The following is a 16,939-nucleotide window of genomic DNA, read 5'->3' on the forward strand; positions in this document are numbered from 1 at the left end:
TGGTTTGAGTTGAAATTCTTGATTTTCTTAAGATTGGCGTTTCTAATCCTTGATTAGAAACGGGGAGCTCAATAAAACTTACCGTAAAAGTGTTGCATCACTTTTGCGGTTTTTATATTTTAATGCTCAGGTGGATTTATGTGTAGATGAGTTGCATAGTTTGTTGGTTTGGTTTTGGTTAGTTAATTGGTAACGGTTATCGTATTCCCATCCCGTTTTAGCTTTATTTTAGAAAACTTCAGGATGTTCAAAACTTCATCGAAATTTAAGGTTCGATAAATTTTACCAGAAAATCTTTTAGTAGCTACACTGCCCTGGTACTGAACTTTTATATCATACCATCTGCTCAGTTCCTGCATGATACTCACAACATCGGCATAATTAAATTTGAAGAATCCATTTTTCCAGGCAAGAACTTCCTCTATATCATCAACAGTGCCGACGATAATTTCTGGCTTCGTAGCATTTACAGTTGATTGTTGACCAGGCTTTAAAACTGCGGTACGGCCATTAAAATGGACTTTAACTTTTCCCTCAATGAGGGTTGTAGTTGCATCACCTTTTTCATTATAATTTTCTATGTTAAAGTGTGTGCCCAAAACTTCAATGCTTTGTTTGCCAGAAGTTACTATAAAAGGTTTTGTTGGGTCATGGGCTACCTCAAAATAAACCTGACCTGTCGTGGTAACAGCTCTTGTTTTACCTTGGAAAACCACAGGGAAATGTATAGAAGATTGCGCATCAAGCATTGCGAGGGTGCCATCAGCAAGTTTAACGGTATATTTTCCACCTCGTGGTGTGGTAATTGTATTATAGGAGTTTACGTTCTGGTTTTGGTTTGCAGCGAATACATAGGTTAATTCTCCATCTTTATTTTTTTGGATACGTACACCATTTTCCTGTTGGATCGCTCCATCTTTTAGGTTGTTTAAAATAATCTGATGGCCACTGGCCAATGTTAACGTCGCGTTATTGCCACCTGGAGGAATACTCGTTAGGTGTTTAGCTGATTTACCTGCTGGTAGGGGGGCTTCAGTATTCCGATAAGAATAATACAGTCCAAATACTATGATCAGTGATGCGGCTGCGCCAATAAGCCATCTGCCAGTATAATTGCGTTTTTTTAGAGAAGTACGAGTATCTATCTGAGACCACATCGCCAGTTTGGTTTGCGCTAACCGATTTTGGTCAGGCTTAATCAGATTCTCTTTACTTTTGGCAAAGTGGTTATATTCTTGTTCTATTGCGGCTCTTTCTTCTTCACTGCAGTGGCCTGACAGGTATTTTTCGAGTAGCTGATCTTTGTTTTTGTCCAAAATAAATTCTCCTTTATATACTTAGGACAATTTGCTTAAGGCAATGTTGTATTGGAGAATTAATTTATTTAGAAAAATAAAATTCGTAAGCCTTCCAGTCTCAATCTTAGAATCTTAATGGCTTTGTTCATCTGTGTTTTCACCGTTAAATCAGAAATACCTAAGGTTGTTGAAATTTCCTTATATGACAATTGGTCTTTACGCTTTAGCAGAAAAACTGTTCTCATTTTTGGTGGTAGCTTTTCAATTTCACTTTCTATCAATGCCTCAAGCTCCTTTTCACGTATTAAATAATCAGTTTGTATGGTTTCGGATTCCTCGGAGTTGGCCAATGTATTAAAATGGTTCGCTTTTACCTTTTCCTTTTTGAAAACATTGAGAATCCGATTTCGAGTAGCGGCATATAAAAAACCTTTAATGGAGGATTGAATAATCAAGGTGTCCCTTTTTTCCCATAGCATGACAAAAACATCCTGAACAACATCCTGAGCTTGTTGTTCATCGTTCAACATCCGCTCGGCATGAAGCAATAAGGGTAGCCAATAATATTCATAAATTTGAATAAATGCTTTCCTGTCGCCTCCGATTAAAGCGTTTAAAAGTGATTTCTCAGTTATAGACGACATTTCTGTCATAGAGCAATTTGGTTAAGCTTCTCGGGCCAGGAAAACCCAAAATCAGCAAGCCAAATGTAATGATTTTACTTTTTTAAATCCAAGAAGAATGGGGGAATCTAAAACTGTTCCATGATCAGTCTTATGCCGAATTTGTTTGTCAAAATATTTATCTGATCCAAACTAAAGCAGGAAAGTTATAATTGGTATGAGTTGTAGCAAAATAGGCATTAACGTACCGGTTCATTTTTCCGATAATTTCTATCAAACGAAGAGCAATAGTATTTGCCGGTGCTTTGTGTGGGTATTTTGAACTGATGTCAGTTAGATTTCTATCTGCGAAGGCTGATTGACGATGAGTATTCTATCACTCTTAATGGGCAGATACCCCAGATCAAAGCAAAAATGATAGATGTCGCCATCTAAAGTGGTATAATAACTGGTCATAAATTTAAAATTGAAGCCTTGTTTTTCAAGCATACTTTTTTTAACTGTTATTTTCTCTCCAGCACTAAGTTTACGAAGTATACGGTAGTTTTTCAGGATAACCTTGGGTATCTCCTGGATGAAGGGCGGATCAATTGCAGCTTCTTTTTGCCTTCGGCGATTATTGAAACTGGTGCGGCAAAGGTCGCTGCAAAAGCGTTTATCTGTTCTCCCGTGGAGTATTTCATTACATTCTTCGCAATGGATCTTGATTGGGGCGATGTCGGTCTTCATAATTTAAGCGTTGATGATTCATTATTGAATTTAAGTATTATCTGCCAAAAGTGGTAATTCTCTCAGCTTCTAATAAGTATGAAACATTTACTGCTAACCGATTTTAAACGTTTATAATCGGTTAATTTCCGTTTAAAATGTAATTGTGATGCAGCTTTGGGTTAATCAATTTTTTATGCTATGAAAAACAGAACGATTGCCACAGAAACATTTAATTCCGGAAGAAGGAATTTTTTTCTTGATTTTAAGACAGCGAGGAATAATACTAACTATATCCAGATAACCAGAAGTGACGAGCAGCAGGATGGTAGTTACAACATGCGTAGGATAGTTGTTTTTCAAGAAGATTTTGAATTCCTGATTTCGGCGTTTTGTTCGCTGTTTACCACTGCCACGCAGATTGAAGAAAAGGAAAAGTCTGTACTTGATTTATTTCATGAAAATAAACAGGAACGTATCTATGGGATAAAGGGGCTTCCTGTGGAGTTAAGGCCCAGGGAGAAACTTCTTTTATCAGGAGGAGACAAGATGAAAACTGCTGAGTTGCTGGCGATACTAATTGGCTCAGGGACACCTGACAACAGTGCCTTGGATATCGGCGATCAGATATTTAAAGCCGGTGGGTCTGATCTGAGATGTCTGGCGGCGGTACGACATGCAGATTTATCAAGGTTCAAGGGTATTGGTTCAGCCCGATCCAGTGTTGTGCTGGCAGCTATCGAGCTGGGGAGAAGAATTTTTAGTTAGGCTTGATTTTTAATGTTTTTCATTGACTGAGTATTTCCTACTAACTTGATAATACCTCGGAAGCAAATCGCCTCCGAGGTGCGTTTGCTTGCTTATATTATGTCAGGTCTGAAGCCAATCCGTTGTCTTGGAACAGCTTCAGGAACCTTTGGTGAAATGAGCTCATCTAGGTATTTAAATACAAGTTCCAGATTTTTGTCCTGATTGTCCAGACGGCTTTTGATCTTATCGATTTCTTGTTTTAAAACTATGCTTTGCGCAATCGTTGAACGAATTTTAGTAAATGTCCTGATGATTTCGATGTTGACCAGAATGGCCCGTTCACTGTTCAGAACACTTGAAAGCATTGCAACTCCCTGTTCTGTAAAAGCCATAGTCCGATATTTCGAATACGTTCCATGTCCTAAGGTGCCAAATTGGCTCCTTAGGATTTTCTGTTCGTCATCACTAAGTTCAAACATAAAATCAGCAGGGAATCTTAAAAGGTTTCTCTTTACCTGCCGCTTAAGCTGTTTGGTTTCGACCTGGTAAAGATTAGATAAATCACTGTCCAGCATTACTTTTTGATTTCTTATGTGGTATATTTTGCCAGTGATCGTTTCTTCGGTGATCGGGTGTTGTGGGTTATTTTCCATTATTATTAGTTATAGTGTAGTTGTAGATGGTATTTTTGGCTAAAGGTTTTGCTCTCGCAAGCTTCTCTTTCAGCATTGCCATGTCTCTGCCCACTTTTACATCCAGGGTTTTGGCGTAGTGCTGTGTTGTCCTTATGTCCTTATGTCCCAGCATTTTACTTACTGTTTCGATGGGGACTCCGTTCTGAAGGGTTATTGTTGTAGCAAAAGTATGGCGGGCAATATGATAGGATAGGGGAATTTTAATGCCACATACATCTGCGATTTCTTTGAGGTAGGCATTCATTTTTTGATTGGAGCTAACCGGGAAAGCTTTATCCAGATCAACACAAAGTGGATGATTTTCATATTTGTCGAGCAAGGCCACGGCTTTAGGTAAAAGCGGTACACGGGTTGGAGTGCCTGTCTTCTGCCTATTAATCATAATCCACTTTTCATCCCCATTTTTGTTAATGATTTCACACCTTTTCAACTGGTAAATATCAATGTAGGCAAGTCCAGTGTAGCAGCTGAAAAGAAATATATCTTTTACACGGTTCAGTCGTTCGTTAGTAAATTCGCGCATTTCCAAAGAACTTACTTGCTCCTCAGAGAGGCAGGGTCTTTCAATAACTCTTACTTTGGCTTTGAAGTTTGCAAACGGATCTCTATATAGCCAGCCATTTGCCAAACATCTTTTGATGATTTTTTTAAGATTTTTAATATACTTTACTGCCGAGTTATTATTGCATTTTCTGGTTGTCCTTAAAAAGAATTCGTAGTTCGTCAGGAACTGGTGATCAATTTTTTTGATGTCAATGTCATGGACTTTATGTTTTTCCTGAAGATATTGCCGCAAGTGTCTAAGTGCCGTCTGGTAACGTAGCAGCGTCATTGGTGCGAATTCTATGCCCACTAGTTCTGCCATTTCTCTATTGTGGTCTTCAAAAACTTCTACTAGTTTTCTTACTTTGCTTCCTTTTCCCAGAAAATCATCCGCCAAAGTTTTGGCCGTCACCTCGTCACCGATCATGATTAGGTTACGATGTGATTCATGAACCTTTGATTCTAATTGTCTTAGGTATTGGTTGATGGTTTTTGCATGGGCAGAATTTCCCGCTACTTTGCCATTCAACCAGTCGGTATCTGCGCATTGTTTGCCTGTTGCAAGATCGACGCGTTTTTTTTCGATTGTAATCCTCATGTAGATGGAGGAAATACCCTCTTGATCTGTCTTTGCTTTTTTTAAAAAGTAAAGTAAACTGAAATTTCTTTTCATAAAAGTAATCTTAAAGGTGAAATAAAGTTAAGATTGCAGTCAAAAAAAGTCAAGATGTGTACGAGGTAAACTAGTTGATTAACAATCGATTAACCCCTAAAGCGGTGAGTCCGAAACTTTCGTAGTTCTACTCACCGCTTTACTCACCTCGCATATGCGTTATTTGGTCAAAAAAGCCACTAAATACCAAAAAACAAAAGCCTGCAAATCGTTGATTTGCAGGCTTTTAATGTTTTTCAGTGATTTTTGATACTGATTTCAGTGGAGCCGAAGGGAGTCGAACCCTTGTCCAGTTGTGAGATAAATTATACCTTCTACATGCTTATTTTTCAATTGATTTTAGGGAAATAAACGGGCTGAAAACCGACCTTATTTAAATCCTTAGATACTTTGTCTCACTTTAAGTCGTATCTCCTTAAAGCCAGCTTTGTTGTTTCGATGCCCCGGATTCTAACCCAACAATGCAGCAGTTAGAGGGACAAAAGCTAGTTAGTTCTAAACTAAGCAGCTAAGGCGTAAGTATTTTCGCCAACTAAAATGTGAACGTTCACTTTAAGTGCTCTCCGTACAACGCACTGCATGCTAACATAACCTTCGCCACCCTGTCAAATCCAAGAACGGCCCCAGTTTAATTTGCGGTTATCAGTTTGCAGCTGCCTGGTCTTGGCAACACATCAAACAGATTAACCAATGCAAATATACAAATAAAATGCCAAATAATAGCTGTAAACTAATATTTGGCATCTAAAACTGAAAACTGGAAATTGCCAACTGCAAACTATACCGTTCTTCCAGGGTATTGCTGCAAGGCTACTTCCAGGCAGTCCATAGCTGCGTTTAAATCATCGGTATTTAATACGTATGCCATACGCACTTCGTTTTTACCAGAACCTGGGGTAGAGTAGAAGCCCGTTGCAGGTGCCATCATTACCGTTTGGTTATTGTGGTTAAAATCCTCTAAAATCCATTGACAGAATTGATCCGCATCATCAATTGGGAATTTTGCGACTACGTAAAATGCACCACCTGGATTAGGACAGAAAACACCTTCTATTTGATTTAACCGGCCAACTAAAGTATCGCGGCGTAAAGTATATTCGGTATTTACTTTTTCAAAATAACTATCCGGTGTATCTACAGCCGCTGCACCCGCAATTTGTTCAACCATGCCCGGGCTTAATCTTGCCTGCGCAAATTTTAATCCTGATGCGATAACTTCCTTGTTTTTGGTAATTAAACAACCTAAACGTGCACCACAAGCGCTGTAACGTTTAGAAACCGTATCCATTATGACCACATTTTCATCTAAGCCATCTAAATGCATTGGAGAAATAAATTCCCTTCCATCGTAACAGAATTCACGATAAGCTTCGTCAGAGAATAAAAACAGATCGTATTTAACACAAAGTGTTTTTAATGCCTCTAATTCTGCTCTTGAATATAAATAACCAGTCGGGTTATTGGGGTTACAGATAATGATCGCCTTTGTTTTTTCTGTAATCAATTTTTCGAATTCGGCAATTGGCGGTAAGGCAAAACCATTTTCAATATAAGAAAGGATTGGTTTTACCACCACATTGCTCATACAGGCAAAACCATTATAATTGGCATAAAAAGGTTCAGGAATGATAATTTCGTCGCCCTCGTTTACGCAGGTTTGCATCGCAATGGTGATGGCCTCAGAGCCACCAACTGTTACCAAAATATTTTCAGGTGTAATATTGTAACCCAGTTTATTGTAATATTCGGTCAGTTTTAAACGGTACGCAAGTGTACCTTCTGATGGTGTATAAGCCCAAACATTAAAATCAATATTTTTGATGGCATTTAACATTCCTTCAGGTGTTTCTATATCGGGTTGACCAATATTTAAATGGAAAACTTTTTTACCATCTTTTTTAGCTTGATCTGCAAATGGAGTTAACTTTCTGATTGGCGATGCAGGCATCTGCACGCCTTTTTGTGAAATTTTTGGCATGGCACAAAAATAAAAAAGTCCCGATGAAAATCGGGACTTTTTAAATATTATCGTTTAAAAAATTATTTTGAAGCTGCGGCAACGGTTTCACCTTTAATGTAAAGCACTTTAATTGGTGTTTTAGCATTTGAAGTAATGGTTACGGTTTTCGAAAAACTAGATGGACCAGCAGCAGCGTTAAACGTTACCGAAATAACACCAGTTTCACCTTTTTTCAATGGAGTAGAAGTGTATTTAGGTACTGTACATCCACAGCTTGCTTCAGCTTTGGTAATAATTAAAGGTTCTTCGCCAACGTTGGTGTATTTAAAATCGTATGTTACTGGTTTGTTCAAAACAATTTTACCGAAATCGTGCGTCTCCGATTCAAATTTAAACTCTGCAGGTTTAGTTTGTGCATTTACAGCAATACCTAAACCTAAAACAAAAGCGAATAATACTAAGATCTTTTTCATGTTATGTGGTTGTAATTTATTTTTTAAATTCTAAAACAAATTTAATGTTTTCATATTAAAACAAAAACTATTCCAAATATATTTTACAAATCCATATATAATTTTACAATGGAGGATAAAGGCAAACTTTTAATTTTGTATATATTTGCCGCAACCAATCTTTGATTACTATGCCGAATGAAAAATTGATGACCAACACTATTGATGCTTCCGAACTCAGTTTTAACGATTTTAAATCGATCGTGATAAACGACTACAAAATAGCCTTTGAAAGTAGGCAGGCCAGCGTTTTAGGCCGTAGAGAAGTATTAACAGGGAAGGCTAAATTTGGTATTTTCGGCGATGGGAAAGAAGTGCCCCAGGTGGCTATGGCGAAAGCTTTTAAAAACGGCGACTGGCGTTCGGGTTATTACCGCGATCAAACTTTTGCCTTTGCTACAGGCATTTCTACCATTAAAGAATTTTTTGCACAGCTTTACGCCAATCCAACCGAAGGAGCAGATCCCTTTTCTGGCGGGAGGCAAATGAACTGCCATTTTGCAACAAAATCAGTTAATGAAGATGGCAGCTGGAACGATTTAACGCAGATTAAAAACTGCTCATCAGATATTTCTCCAACAGGTGGCCAGATGGCCCGTTTGGTTGGTTTGGCTTATGCTTCTAAATTATTCAGACAAAATAAAGAACTCGATTACCTGAAAAACTTTTCGGTAAACGGAAATGAAGTTGCTTTTGGTACCATTGGCAATGCCTCAACTTCGGAAGGGGTATTTTTTGAAGCCATTAATGCAGCAGGCGTCTTACAGATACCGATGGCCATTTCGATTTGGGATGATGCCTATGGTATTTCGGTTCCGGCAAAATATCAAACTACAAAAGAAGATATTTCTGAAGTGTTAAAAGGTTTTCAGCGTGATGCTGATCAGCCAGGATATGAAATTTATAAAGTAAAAGGCTGGGATTATCCCGCTTTATGTGAGGTATATGAAAAAGCAATACATGTTTGTAGAGATGAACATGTACCTGTTTTAATTCACGTGACCGAACTTACTCAACCCCAGGGACATTCTACTTCTGGCTCGCATGAAAGATACAAGTCAAAGGATCGTTTATCCTGGGAAACCGAGCACGATTGTATCCTGAAAATGCGTGCCTGGATGCTCGATTCGGCGGTAGCAACCGAAGAGGAGATTGCAGAAATTGAAAAAGAAGCAAAGGTTTTTGTACGTAATGCACAAAAAGAAGCCTGGAATGAGTTTTTGGATAGTATTAAACCCGAACAAAAACAAGTAATTGATTTAATTAGTGGCGTAGCTAAACATCAACCTGAGCTGGCTAAAATTGCAGCAAGCCTGGCTTCAACGGCCGATGCACAGCGAAGGGAAGTTTTTACTGCAGCCCGGAAAGCCATACGTTTATCGGCTAGTTTTAACTCTCCTGAACGGAATGAGCTGTTGGCATGGTACAAACAACAGGCTAAGTTTAATTACGACCGTTATAATTCTAAACTGCATACCAACGGTAAAGAAAGCCCGGATATGATTGCAGTGGTTAACGCGGCTTATGATGAGCAATCGAAAATGGTTGACGGCAGGGAAGTGCTTAATGCCTGCTTTAACGAAAATTTTGCCCGCGATCCGCGTTTAGTAGCTTTTGGAGAAGATTTAGGGAATATTGGTGATGTAAATCAGGGTTTTGCTGGTTTGCAGGCCAAATATGGTGAACTGAGAATTACCGATACCGGAATCAGGGAAATGACCATTATGGGGCAGGGTATTGGTTTGGCCATGAGGGGCTTAAAACCGATTGCCGAAATACAATACCTGGATTATTTAATTTTTGCACTAAATGTACTGAGCGATGATTTAGCGTCACTTTCATACCGTACCAAAGGGATTCAGAAGGCACCCGTTATTGTGCGTACCCGTGGCCATCGTTTGGAAGGAATCTGGCATTCGGGATCACCAATCAGCATGATTTTAGGTGCCTTAAGAGGGATGCATTTGTGTGTACCCAGAAATATGACCCAGGCTGCCGGGATGTACAACACCCTTTTCAGGGCTGATGAACCTGCAGTAGTAATTGAGTGTTTAAACGGTTACCGGCTTAAAGAAAAACTACCGGTTAATGTTGGCGAATTTACGGTTCCATTAGGCAAAGCTGAGGTTTTAGAAGAAGGAACTGATATTACGGTAATCTCGTATGGTTCTTCATTAAGAATTGTCCAGGAAGCGGCAGAAGAATTGAGTTTATTGGGTATTTCAGTAGAAATTATAGATCCGCAAACACTATTGCCTTTCGATACCACACAGGTTTGTGTCAACTCGCTTGCCAAAACCAATAAATTACTGGTGGTGGATGAAGATGTTCCCGGAGGTGCATCGGCATATATCCTGCAAAAGGTACTGGAAGAACAAAAAGGTTATTTCCATTTAGATGGTCAGCCGAAAACATTGTCTGCTAAAGCACATCGTCCGCCGTTTGGATCAGATGGTGATTATTTCAGTAAACCATCGGTTGATGATGTTATTGAAACCATTTACCAGATGATGCATGATGCCAATCCTGTTAAATATCCTTCATTTTTTTAATAGCGTAGATAAGCTAAAAGATTTAACCCGCTGAATAATTTAAAGGGTTTACAATCAGTTTCTTATTTGGTTGAAGCTTAAAATGATTAAGATTTTGATGAAAAGGTAAAAAACCAGTTACCTATTGATCAGTTTTTTACTTACTTTTATAAACCAAATTCTATTTTGTTATTTCAGTATGTTTTATCTCATCCCGGATATGAAACGCTGTCATTTTCAAGATTTTTCATGCTCATTTTGTAGTAAAAATAATTCATTGGTTTGACCTGCAAATGAAGCGCTATCTTGTAAATGCTCAGTTCGTTAGTAAAGTGTGTTTTTTTAAAAAAGGCATGCTGTTGCTCTTTTTCTTATTTTTATGCAAAGCCGGCTTTAGCCAGGTGAGTGCGCCGCAGAAGAAACTGGATAGCCTTTTAAGTTTAAATTATAATAATCTAAAATCAGACTCTACCAAAATCAAAATATTGACGGAAGTTTACCGCCAATACATGAGGATGAAAAATGTAGATAAAGCGGAAGAATACGTAGATAAAACCATTCAGCTTTCGCATGAGAAAAACCTAAAAAAATTCTCGGCCATGGCCTACTACCGCAGAGGCTTAATGTATCATGGCAGGTCTGATTATCAAAAGGCAGAAGAAAACTATCAAAATGCAGTTGCTGAGTTTTCCTCAATAGGCAATTTGGATATGGTAGCCGGTACTTACCTCAATCTGGGAGCTTTATATGGCAGTATTCCTGATTATGTCAAATCATTAGAAGTTAACCAAAAAGCAATAGCCATCTACGAAAAAATGGGCAACGAAACCGATATGGCAAGTTGTTATACCAATATTTCTGCCATTTATCAGAGTCTGGGTAATCAGAGTCAGGCACTGGTGTACATGAACATGGCACTCAAGGTTTTTGCTAAGGAAGGCGAAAATACAAGAGGTGTAGCCGTTGTTTATGGCCTGATTGGAACCAATTATTTTGAGGCTTCAGATCGTGAATTAACGGAGATGAATGTAGTGCCTGGCCAGAAAATAAAACTGGCCTTAGAGTATTACAACAAATCGTTACGGGTATCAGAAGCGATTGGAGATGTAGGATTAGTGGCAACCGTTAAACGAGACCTTGCCGACTTGTACAGTTCGATAGGGCAAAAGGATGTGGCGTTAAAATCATATCAAAAATCGGTTGAGCTCAATAAATCGGGCGAAGATAAGGAGGCTTATGCGGCAAGTTTATATGCTTTGGGAAACTTTTACCAAAAAGAAAATGATTTAGGAAATGCAATTGTATTACTCAATAACAGCTTAAAAATTGCAGAAGAAAACAGGTTGTTGGATATTGAAAAACAATCAAGTTTAGGGCTGAGTGCTGTATATGAAAAACAAAAAGACTATAACAAATCCTTAGCCTATTACAGGCAGTATATTGCCGTTAGGGATAAGATTTTCGACCAGGAAAAGGAAAAAGAAATCACCAGGAGGCAGATGCAGCTCGATTTTGGCATTAAAGAGCGCGATTATTTACTGAAGCAGAAACTGACAGAAGGCGAGTTAAAAAGACAACAACAGGAACTTGCATTAAAAAGGCAGCAATTGGTGTTGAGCGATAAAGAAAAAGCATTGGATCTGTTAACTTTTCAAAAAGCAAAAGCCGATCTCGATATTCAGCGCTTGGCTCAGGATAGCAAATTTGCCAATGCTAAATTCGAAGCACAGTTAGCCGCCGGAATAAAGGATAAACAGATTAGTAAACAGGTACAGCAGATTAAATTTGATGAACGTGTAAAATTATTCCTGACCATAGCCACTACACTTATTCTGGTTATTGCGGTTGTTATATTTTTTAATCAGCGGAAAACCACCAGGCTGAATAAGATCATCAATACTCAAAAACGGGAGTTAGAGCAATTAAGTAAGGTTAAGGATCGTATTTTTAGTGTGGTAAGTCATGATATGCGTACCCCTGTTAATTCGTTAATTTCCTTTATGCAGTTATTGGAAGGTGGCAATATTGAGCAAGAGAAGTTAAACCGATATGCTGCATCACTAAAAAATAACCTCACCTATACCTCCACCATGATGGAGAACCTCCTCAATTGGGCGGCAAGCCAGATGCAGGGATTTAATCCGTATTTAGAAGCATTAGACGTTCATGAGCTGATTAATGAGGTCATCCTTTCTTTACAGGATAACGCCAATGATAAGCACTTAGCTATCGAGAATTTAGTGCCAGCCAAAACATTTTGCAAAGCAGATTCGAATATGTTTATGCTGGTTATTCGCAATATCGTTAGTAATGCCATTAAGTTTACGCCAAATGGTGGTGCCATCACCATAAATTCAGTTTCTAATGGAAATTCGCTGGAAATTAAAATTTCAGATACGGGTATCGGTTTAACAGCCGTACAGGTCGAACATTTTAATAAAGCAGGTTATTTGGGGGCGGGTGTGAGCACCTTGGGTACCAATAAAGAAAAAGGTACTGGTTTAGGTTTATTGCTCTGTAGAACCTTTATTAGCTTAATGGACGGTAAAATCAGCGCTGATACTAATCCGGCAGGCGGAAGTTATTTTAAAATTATTTTGAAGAAATAACTTATTTTAAAAATCTCGACAGAATTTTCTTGTCAATGGATTTCTCCAGTAATTCCTGACGGTTTGAAGCGCTAATTGGAACCAGGAAGTTATGATCTAAATGAACCTCGTGATTGGTTAAGGTTACAATATGGTTAATGTTAATGATATACTGTTTGTGTACCCTTGAAAAAATTTTCGAAGGCAATTGTTTTTCTAAATTTTTTAGGCTGACCAAAATCACATGTTTATCGATACTGGTAAACAGCTTCGAAAAATCACCCATACTTTCAATATAAATCACATCATTATATTTCAGCTTGGTAATGCCTTTAGTTTCCCTAAAAAAGAAATAATCGTCGTCTTTATCTTCGTTGTTTAAATTTTCAACAGGAAGTTTATTAACCTGTTTTCTCAATTCAATATACTCAATTGCTTTATTGGTAGCTTTTAATATGCGTTCGAATGTTGCCGGCTTAACAATAAAATCAAGGGCATCCAGGTTAAAGCTTTCTGCGGCGTACTCACTAAATGAAGTGATAAAGATAAATAACGGCTGTTTTTTAAGGCTTTTTAGTAAATCCATACCAGACAGCTCTGGCATATCAATATCAGAATAAACGATATCTACCGGGGTACTGGTTAAAATTTGAGAAGCTTCTATACCGTTATTACAGACAGCAATAATATTTAATGATGGGATTTTTTTGAGGTGCATTTCTATGGCATCTCTTTCAATTTCGTTATCATCAACAATTAAACAGCTGTACGTCATTTAGGGATAGGTTATATAATTTATTTAGAGAACACTTATTATTACTTAATGTTTGTAATTTACGTTAAAATGTGGATTATAATACAATCCAGGTATCATTTTATAGATAAACGTAACATTAACTTTTATTTCTGATGTTTCTTTTCACCAGTATATAATTTCTCGCCTGCTTTTAGGGCCAATGGCAAGTCGTTTTCTTCTGGTGGAACAGGGCAACGGTATCCGTCGCTATAGGCACAATAAGGATTATAGGCTTTATTAAAATCGATTTCGATGTGGTTGTTTATGATTTCTTTTGCGTCCAGATCGATGTACCTGCCGCCGCCATAGGTTTCCTTATTGTTGGTCTCATCAGTAAAAGGGAGAAAGAGGTGATCTTTATAAACCGGGTTGGTTGATAAAGCAACACTTCGATATAAAGTCATTTGAATTTTTTGGTCATTCAGAACGAAATTTACATGTGCATATTTATAGTAATCGCTGCTGGAGCCATTAAATGTAGGCATTTTGAAAACTTTTTCATTCTTCAGTATTTCCACGTCAGCCAAAACTTTATAGGCACTGTCTGCCTCATAAAAGTGGAGGTTTTGCAGGTCGTTTTTCTTCAGTGGAGACCGTTCGTCTTTAATGAAATCCTGTTTATAGGCTTCACGATGTTTTGCGATCTGTTCAGCATAACTTTGTGCAAAGCTATTCATGCTGATCAATAGCAGTAAGAAGGTAATAATTCTCATTAATGCAAATTAAATAATGCTGGCTTTGTTTCTTAAAAACTGATCGGCTAAAACAAGTGCTGCCATGGCCTCAACAATAACTACCGCTCTGGGTACCACACAAGGATCATGTCGGCCTTTTCCTTTAATCTCTGAGGCTTCACCAGCTGCATTAATGGTTTGTTGGTTATGCATAATGGTGGCAACTGGCTTAAAAGCTACCTTGAAGGTAATATCCATTCCGTTAGAAATGCCCCCTAAAATACCACCGGCATAATTGGTGGTGGTTTTAAAAACTTTCGAATCGGCAGCTTTTGGCTGAGGAATATCATTGTGCTGCGATCCTCTTAATTCGCTTCCGGCAAAGCCTGAGCCGTATTCGAAACCATGAACCGCATTAATGCTGAGCATGGCTTTACCTAAATCGGCATGTAATTTATCAAAAACAGGCTCGCCTAAACCCGCAGGGCAGCCTTTAACTACACAGCCAATTTTTCCGCCAACGGTATCACCATCTTTACGAACCGAATCGATAAATTCAATCATTTCGTGTGCCGTTGCAGGATCAGCACAACGTACAATATTTTCTTCCCTGATTTGCAGCAAAGCCGATAAATCATTGCTTTCTAAATTAGGTGCTTCTATGGTACCTACTGAAGTTACATGTGCAAAAATTTCAATGCCCTGCTGCTTTAAAAATAGCTTGGCAATTGCCCCGGCGGCTACTCGGGCAGCTGTTTCGCGGGCTGAGGAACGACCTCCGCCACGGTGATCGCGGATACCATATTTCGCATCGTAAACATAATCGGCATGGCTGGGACGATAAACATCAACATTATGACCGTAATCTTTTGACCGCTGATCTTCGTTCGGAATTAAAAGTGCAATAGGCGTACCTGTACTTTTTCCTTCAAACACACCCGATAAAATCTGTACGGTATCGCTTTCTTTTCTTTGGGTGGTAATTTTGGATTGACCCGGTTTACGTTTATCCAGTTCTGATTGGATAAAATCCATGTCGATATCCAATTGCGCCGGACAGCCATCAATAATTACCCCAATGGCTACGCCATGAGATTCGCCAAAAGTGGTGATGCGAAATAGTTGTCCGAATGAGTTGCCTGCCATTATTTAGTGATTGAATTATAGATTGATTAAATTATTGAATGGATTTTAACACCCAATCTTAATAGTTGGTTCTTGATACTTAGTTCTTTATACTTTCTTCTCGCTACTTGATGCTAACATCAAATCCCGCTTTTTTCAAATCTTCCCAATAATACGGATAAGATTTTTCTACGACCTGCATTTCTTCAATTTCAACTTCGTTAATCAATAGTGCAAGCGGTGCAAAAGCCATTGCCATACGGTGGTCCTCGTAGGTTGCAATCGTAATTTTATCCGGGAAATGAAGATTGTCAGTGTTTAGTGTATACACCAGGTTGTCTTCCGTTAATGTCACACCTATTTTGGCCAATTCGTTCTGAAGGGCTGCAATACGGTCTGTTTCTTTAATTTTTAAGGTTTCTAAACCTGTAAAGGCCATGTTTTTACCCAAAGCTGCCGCAATAACGACAATAGTTTGTGCTAAATCAGGACAGGTTTTTAAGTCTAAAACTTCTTTTGTATCTAAAGAAAGGCCTAAGTTGCTAATCGCAATTCCATTATCGGTTTTGCTGGTTGCAATGCCAAAAATCTTCATGATATTTTTGATCTGGCTATCACCCTGCAAACTTTTTTCTTTTAAGGCAGGTAAACTAATTTCTGCTTCATCAGCTAAAGCTGCAATGCTGTACCAATACGATGCTGCACTCCAGTCGGGTTCTACAACCAAGGTGCCGGGTTTAAAAGCCTGTGGTTTAATGGAGATTGAATTTCCATTCCAGGAATGTGCAATGCCAACTTCAGCCAACATATCTAAAGTCATATCTACATATGGTTTAGAAGTGAGCTCGCCTTCAATTTCTAAAGTTAAACCCTGAGGTAGGATAGGGGCAATCATCAGCAAAGCCGAAATATATTGACTGCTGATATCGCCTTTAATTTTAACTTCAGCAGTTTTTTGATTTAAGGGCCCAACAATATTCAATGGGGGGAAACCTTCGGCTTCTGCATAAGAAATATCAGCCCCGATTGTTTTTAAGGCTTCTGCCAAAATACCAATAGGACGTTGTTTCATCCGCTCGGTACCGGTAAGTAAGAAATTGCCATTTTTAGCTGAAAGATAAGCCGATAAGAAACGCATAGCGGTTCCGGCAGGGCCAACATCAACTGTTTTTGATTCCTGGATTTCTACTTCTAACTCTTCTTCAAGATTATTCAGAATGCCATTTAAGGTTACCGTATCGGCAGCATTGGAAAGGTTTTCAACTTTAACCAGTTTCTTGCTTAAAGCGCTAATAATTAAAGCCCTGTTGCATTCGCTTTTCGAGCCCGTTAATTGGATTTCCGTATTAATATTCTTGGTTCCTTTAAAAGAAACTAAGGCGTTTTTCGACATTTTATTCTGTTTTTATTCTTAAATGTAAGTGTCAGATGAAACATCTGACACCACATTATATTTGTTTTTT

General features: G+C 38.4%; 14 protein-coding genes and 1 other RNA gene. 3 read left to right on the top strand and 12 right to left on the bottom strand.

Annotated elements, in window-relative coordinates; translation table 11 throughout:
• Nucleotides 1-182: 182 nt before the first annotated feature.
• From AC07YT_RS10095 to AC07YT_RS10105, 3 genes are all read right to left on the bottom strand, one after another.
• A complete protein-coding gene (locus AC07YT_RS10095) occupies nucleotides 183-1,316 on the bottom strand; it encodes a FecR family protein (RefSeq protein WP_086546838.1) in 1,134 nt (377 codons plus the stop codon).
• A gap of 68 nt (nucleotides 1,317-1,384) precedes the next feature.
• Nucleotides 1,385-1,951 carry an RNA polymerase sigma factor gene (locus tag AC07YT_RS10100; RefSeq protein ID WP_086546837.1) on the bottom strand — a complete coding sequence of 189 codons (567 nt, stop codon included), beginning with the start codon at nucleotides 1,949-1,951 and terminating at the stop codon, nucleotides 1,385-1,387.
• A gap of 303 nt (nucleotides 1,952-2,254) precedes the next feature.
• A complete protein-coding gene (locus AC07YT_RS10105; RefSeq protein WP_086546836.1) occupies nucleotides 2,255-2,650 on the bottom strand; it encodes a hypothetical protein in 396 nt (131 codons plus the stop codon).
• Between the two features lie 180 nt (nucleotides 2,651-2,830).
• Between AC07YT_RS10105 and AC07YT_RS10110 the strand changes: the two genes are divergently transcribed.
• On the top strand, nucleotides 2,831-3,397 hold the full coding sequence (locus tag AC07YT_RS10110) for a UPF0758 domain-containing protein (protein ID WP_086546835.1): 567 nt from the start codon (nucleotides 2,831-2,833) through the stop codon (nucleotides 3,395-3,397).
• Nucleotides 3,398-3,489: 92 nt separating this feature from the next.
• Here AC07YT_RS10110 and AC07YT_RS10115 read toward each other — a convergent pair whose 3' ends face one another.
• The 5 genes from AC07YT_RS10115 to AC07YT_RS10135 form a co-directional block, all read right to left on the bottom strand.
• On the bottom strand, nucleotides 3,490-4,032 hold the full coding sequence (locus AC07YT_RS10115; RefSeq protein ID WP_086546834.1) for an ORF6N domain-containing protein: 543 nt from the start codon (nucleotides 4,030-4,032) through the stop codon (nucleotides 3,490-3,492).
• The gene (locus AC07YT_RS10120) at nucleotides 4,022-5,290 is read right to left on the bottom strand and encodes a site-specific integrase (RefSeq protein WP_086546833.1); all 1,269 of its coding nucleotides are present in this window, start codon (nucleotides 5,288-5,290) and stop codon (nucleotides 4,022-4,024) included. The genes AC07YT_RS10115 and AC07YT_RS10120 overlap by 11 nt, the downstream gene beginning before the upstream one ends.
• A 259-nt stretch (nucleotides 5,291-5,549) precedes the next feature.
• Nucleotides 5,550-5,915, bottom strand: a transfer-messenger RNA (tmRNA) gene (gene ssrA, locus AC07YT_RS10125).
• A 153-nt stretch (nucleotides 5,916-6,068) separates the two neighbouring features.
• Complete coding sequence (locus AC07YT_RS10130; RefSeq protein ID WP_086546832.1) at nucleotides 6,069-7,268, bottom strand: pyridoxal phosphate-dependent aminotransferase; 1,200 nt, start codon at nucleotides 7,266-7,268, stop codon at nucleotides 6,069-6,071.
• 62 nt (nucleotides 7,269-7,330) lie between these two features.
• Nucleotides 7,331-7,723 (bottom strand): DUF1573 domain-containing protein, encoded by a 393-nt coding sequence (locus AC07YT_RS10135; RefSeq protein ID WP_086546831.1) that lies wholly within the window; start codon nucleotides 7,721-7,723, stop codon nucleotides 7,331-7,333.
• Between the two features lie 170 nt (nucleotides 7,724-7,893).
• Here AC07YT_RS10135 and AC07YT_RS10140 point away from each other — a divergent pair, with 170 nt between their 5' ends.
• Nucleotides 7,894-10,314, top strand: a complete 2,421-nt coding sequence (locus tag AC07YT_RS10140; protein WP_086546830.1) for an alpha-ketoacid dehydrogenase subunit alpha/beta — start codon at nucleotides 7,894-7,896, stop codon at nucleotides 10,312-10,314.
• Nucleotides 10,315-10,586: 272 nt separating this feature from the next.
• Nucleotides 10,587-12,902, top strand: coding sequence for a tetratricopeptide repeat protein (locus tag AC07YT_RS10145; RefSeq protein ID WP_086546829.1), 2,316 nt, complete (start codon nucleotides 10,587-10,589; stop codon nucleotides 12,900-12,902).
• 1 nt (nucleotide 12,903) lies between these two features.
• Here AC07YT_RS10145 and AC07YT_RS10150 read toward each other — a convergent pair whose 3' ends face one another.
• The 4 genes from AC07YT_RS10150 to aroA all read right to left on the bottom strand — a co-directional run bounded on the left by AC07YT_RS10150 (nucleotide 12,904) and on the right by aroA (nucleotide 16,869).
• Entirely contained in the window at nucleotides 12,904-13,656 is a 753-nt protein-coding gene (locus tag AC07YT_RS10150; RefSeq protein ID WP_086546828.1) for a LytR/AlgR family response regulator transcription factor, read from the bottom strand.
• A gap of 125 nt (nucleotides 13,657-13,781) precedes the next feature.
• Complete coding sequence (locus AC07YT_RS10155) at nucleotides 13,782-14,390, bottom strand: DUF1684 domain-containing protein (protein WP_086546827.1); 609 nt, start codon at nucleotides 14,388-14,390, stop codon at nucleotides 13,782-13,784.
• Between the two features lie 9 nt (nucleotides 14,391-14,399).
• Nucleotides 14,400-15,497: a chorismate synthase gene (aroC, locus tag AC07YT_RS10160; protein ID WP_086546826.1), complete on the bottom strand. Its 1,098-nt coding sequence runs from the start codon at nucleotides 15,495-15,497 to the stop codon at nucleotides 14,400-14,402.
• A 103-nt stretch (nucleotides 15,498-15,600) separates the two neighbouring features.
• Nucleotides 15,601-16,869: a 3-phosphoshikimate 1-carboxyvinyltransferase gene (gene aroA, locus AC07YT_RS10165; RefSeq protein ID WP_086546825.1), complete on the bottom strand. Its 1,269-nt coding sequence runs from the start codon at nucleotides 16,867-16,869 to the stop codon at nucleotides 15,601-15,603.
• Between the last annotated feature and the right edge of the window lie 70 nt (nucleotides 16,870-16,939).

This window comes from Pedobacter sp. GW460-11-11-14-TSB4, from assembly GCF_059423705.1.

What these genes read in the sequence shown, in the direction of transcription:
- AC07YT_RS10100 (WP_086546837.1), bottom strand. Translation starts at nt 1,951, where the DNA reads ATGACAGAAATGTCGTCTATAACTGAGAAATCACTTTTAAACGCTTTA.
- AC07YT_RS10105 (WP_086546836.1), bottom strand. Translation starts at nt 2,650, where the DNA reads ATGAAGACCGACATCGCCCCAATCAAGATCCATTGCGAAGAATGTAAT.
- AC07YT_RS10110 (WP_086546835.1), top strand. Translation starts at nt 2,831, where the DNA reads ATGAAAAACAGAACGATTGCCACAGAAACATTTAATTCCGGAAGAAGG.
- AC07YT_RS10115 (WP_086546834.1), bottom strand. Translation starts at nt 4,032, where the DNA reads ATGGAAAATAACCCACAACACCCGATCACCGAAGAAACGATCACTGGC.
- AC07YT_RS10120 (WP_086546833.1), bottom strand. Translation starts at nt 5,290, where the DNA reads ATGAAAAGAAATTTCAGTTTACTTTACTTTTTAAAAAAAGCAAAGACA.
- AC07YT_RS10130 (WP_086546832.1), bottom strand. Translation starts at nt 7,268, where the DNA reads ATGCCAAAAATTTCACAAAAAGGCGTGCAGATGCCTGCATCGCCAATC.
- AC07YT_RS10135 (WP_086546831.1), bottom strand. Translation starts at nt 7,723, where the DNA reads ATGAAAAAGATCTTAGTATTATTCGCTTTTGTTTTAGGTTTAGGTATT.
- AC07YT_RS10140 (WP_086546830.1), top strand. Translation starts at nt 7,894, where the DNA reads ATGCCGAATGAAAAATTGATGACCAACACTATTGATGCTTCCGAACTC.
- AC07YT_RS10145 (WP_086546829.1), top strand. Translation starts at nt 10,587, where the DNA reads ATGAAGCGCTATCTTGTAAATGCTCAGTTCGTTAGTAAAGTGTGTTTT.
- AC07YT_RS10150 (WP_086546828.1), bottom strand. Translation starts at nt 13,656, where the DNA reads ATGACGTACAGCTGTTTAATTGTTGATGATAACGAAATTGAAAGAGAT.
- AC07YT_RS10155 (WP_086546827.1), bottom strand. Translation starts at nt 14,390, where the DNA reads ATGAGAATTATTACCTTCTTACTGCTATTGATCAGCATGAATAGCTTT.
- aroC (WP_086546826.1), bottom strand. Translation starts at nt 15,497, where the DNA reads ATGGCAGGCAACTCATTCGGACAACTATTTCGCATCACCACTTTTGGC.
- aroA (WP_086546825.1), bottom strand. Translation starts at nt 16,869, where the DNA reads ATGTCGAAAAACGCCTTAGTTTCTTTTAAAGGAACCAAGAATATTAAT.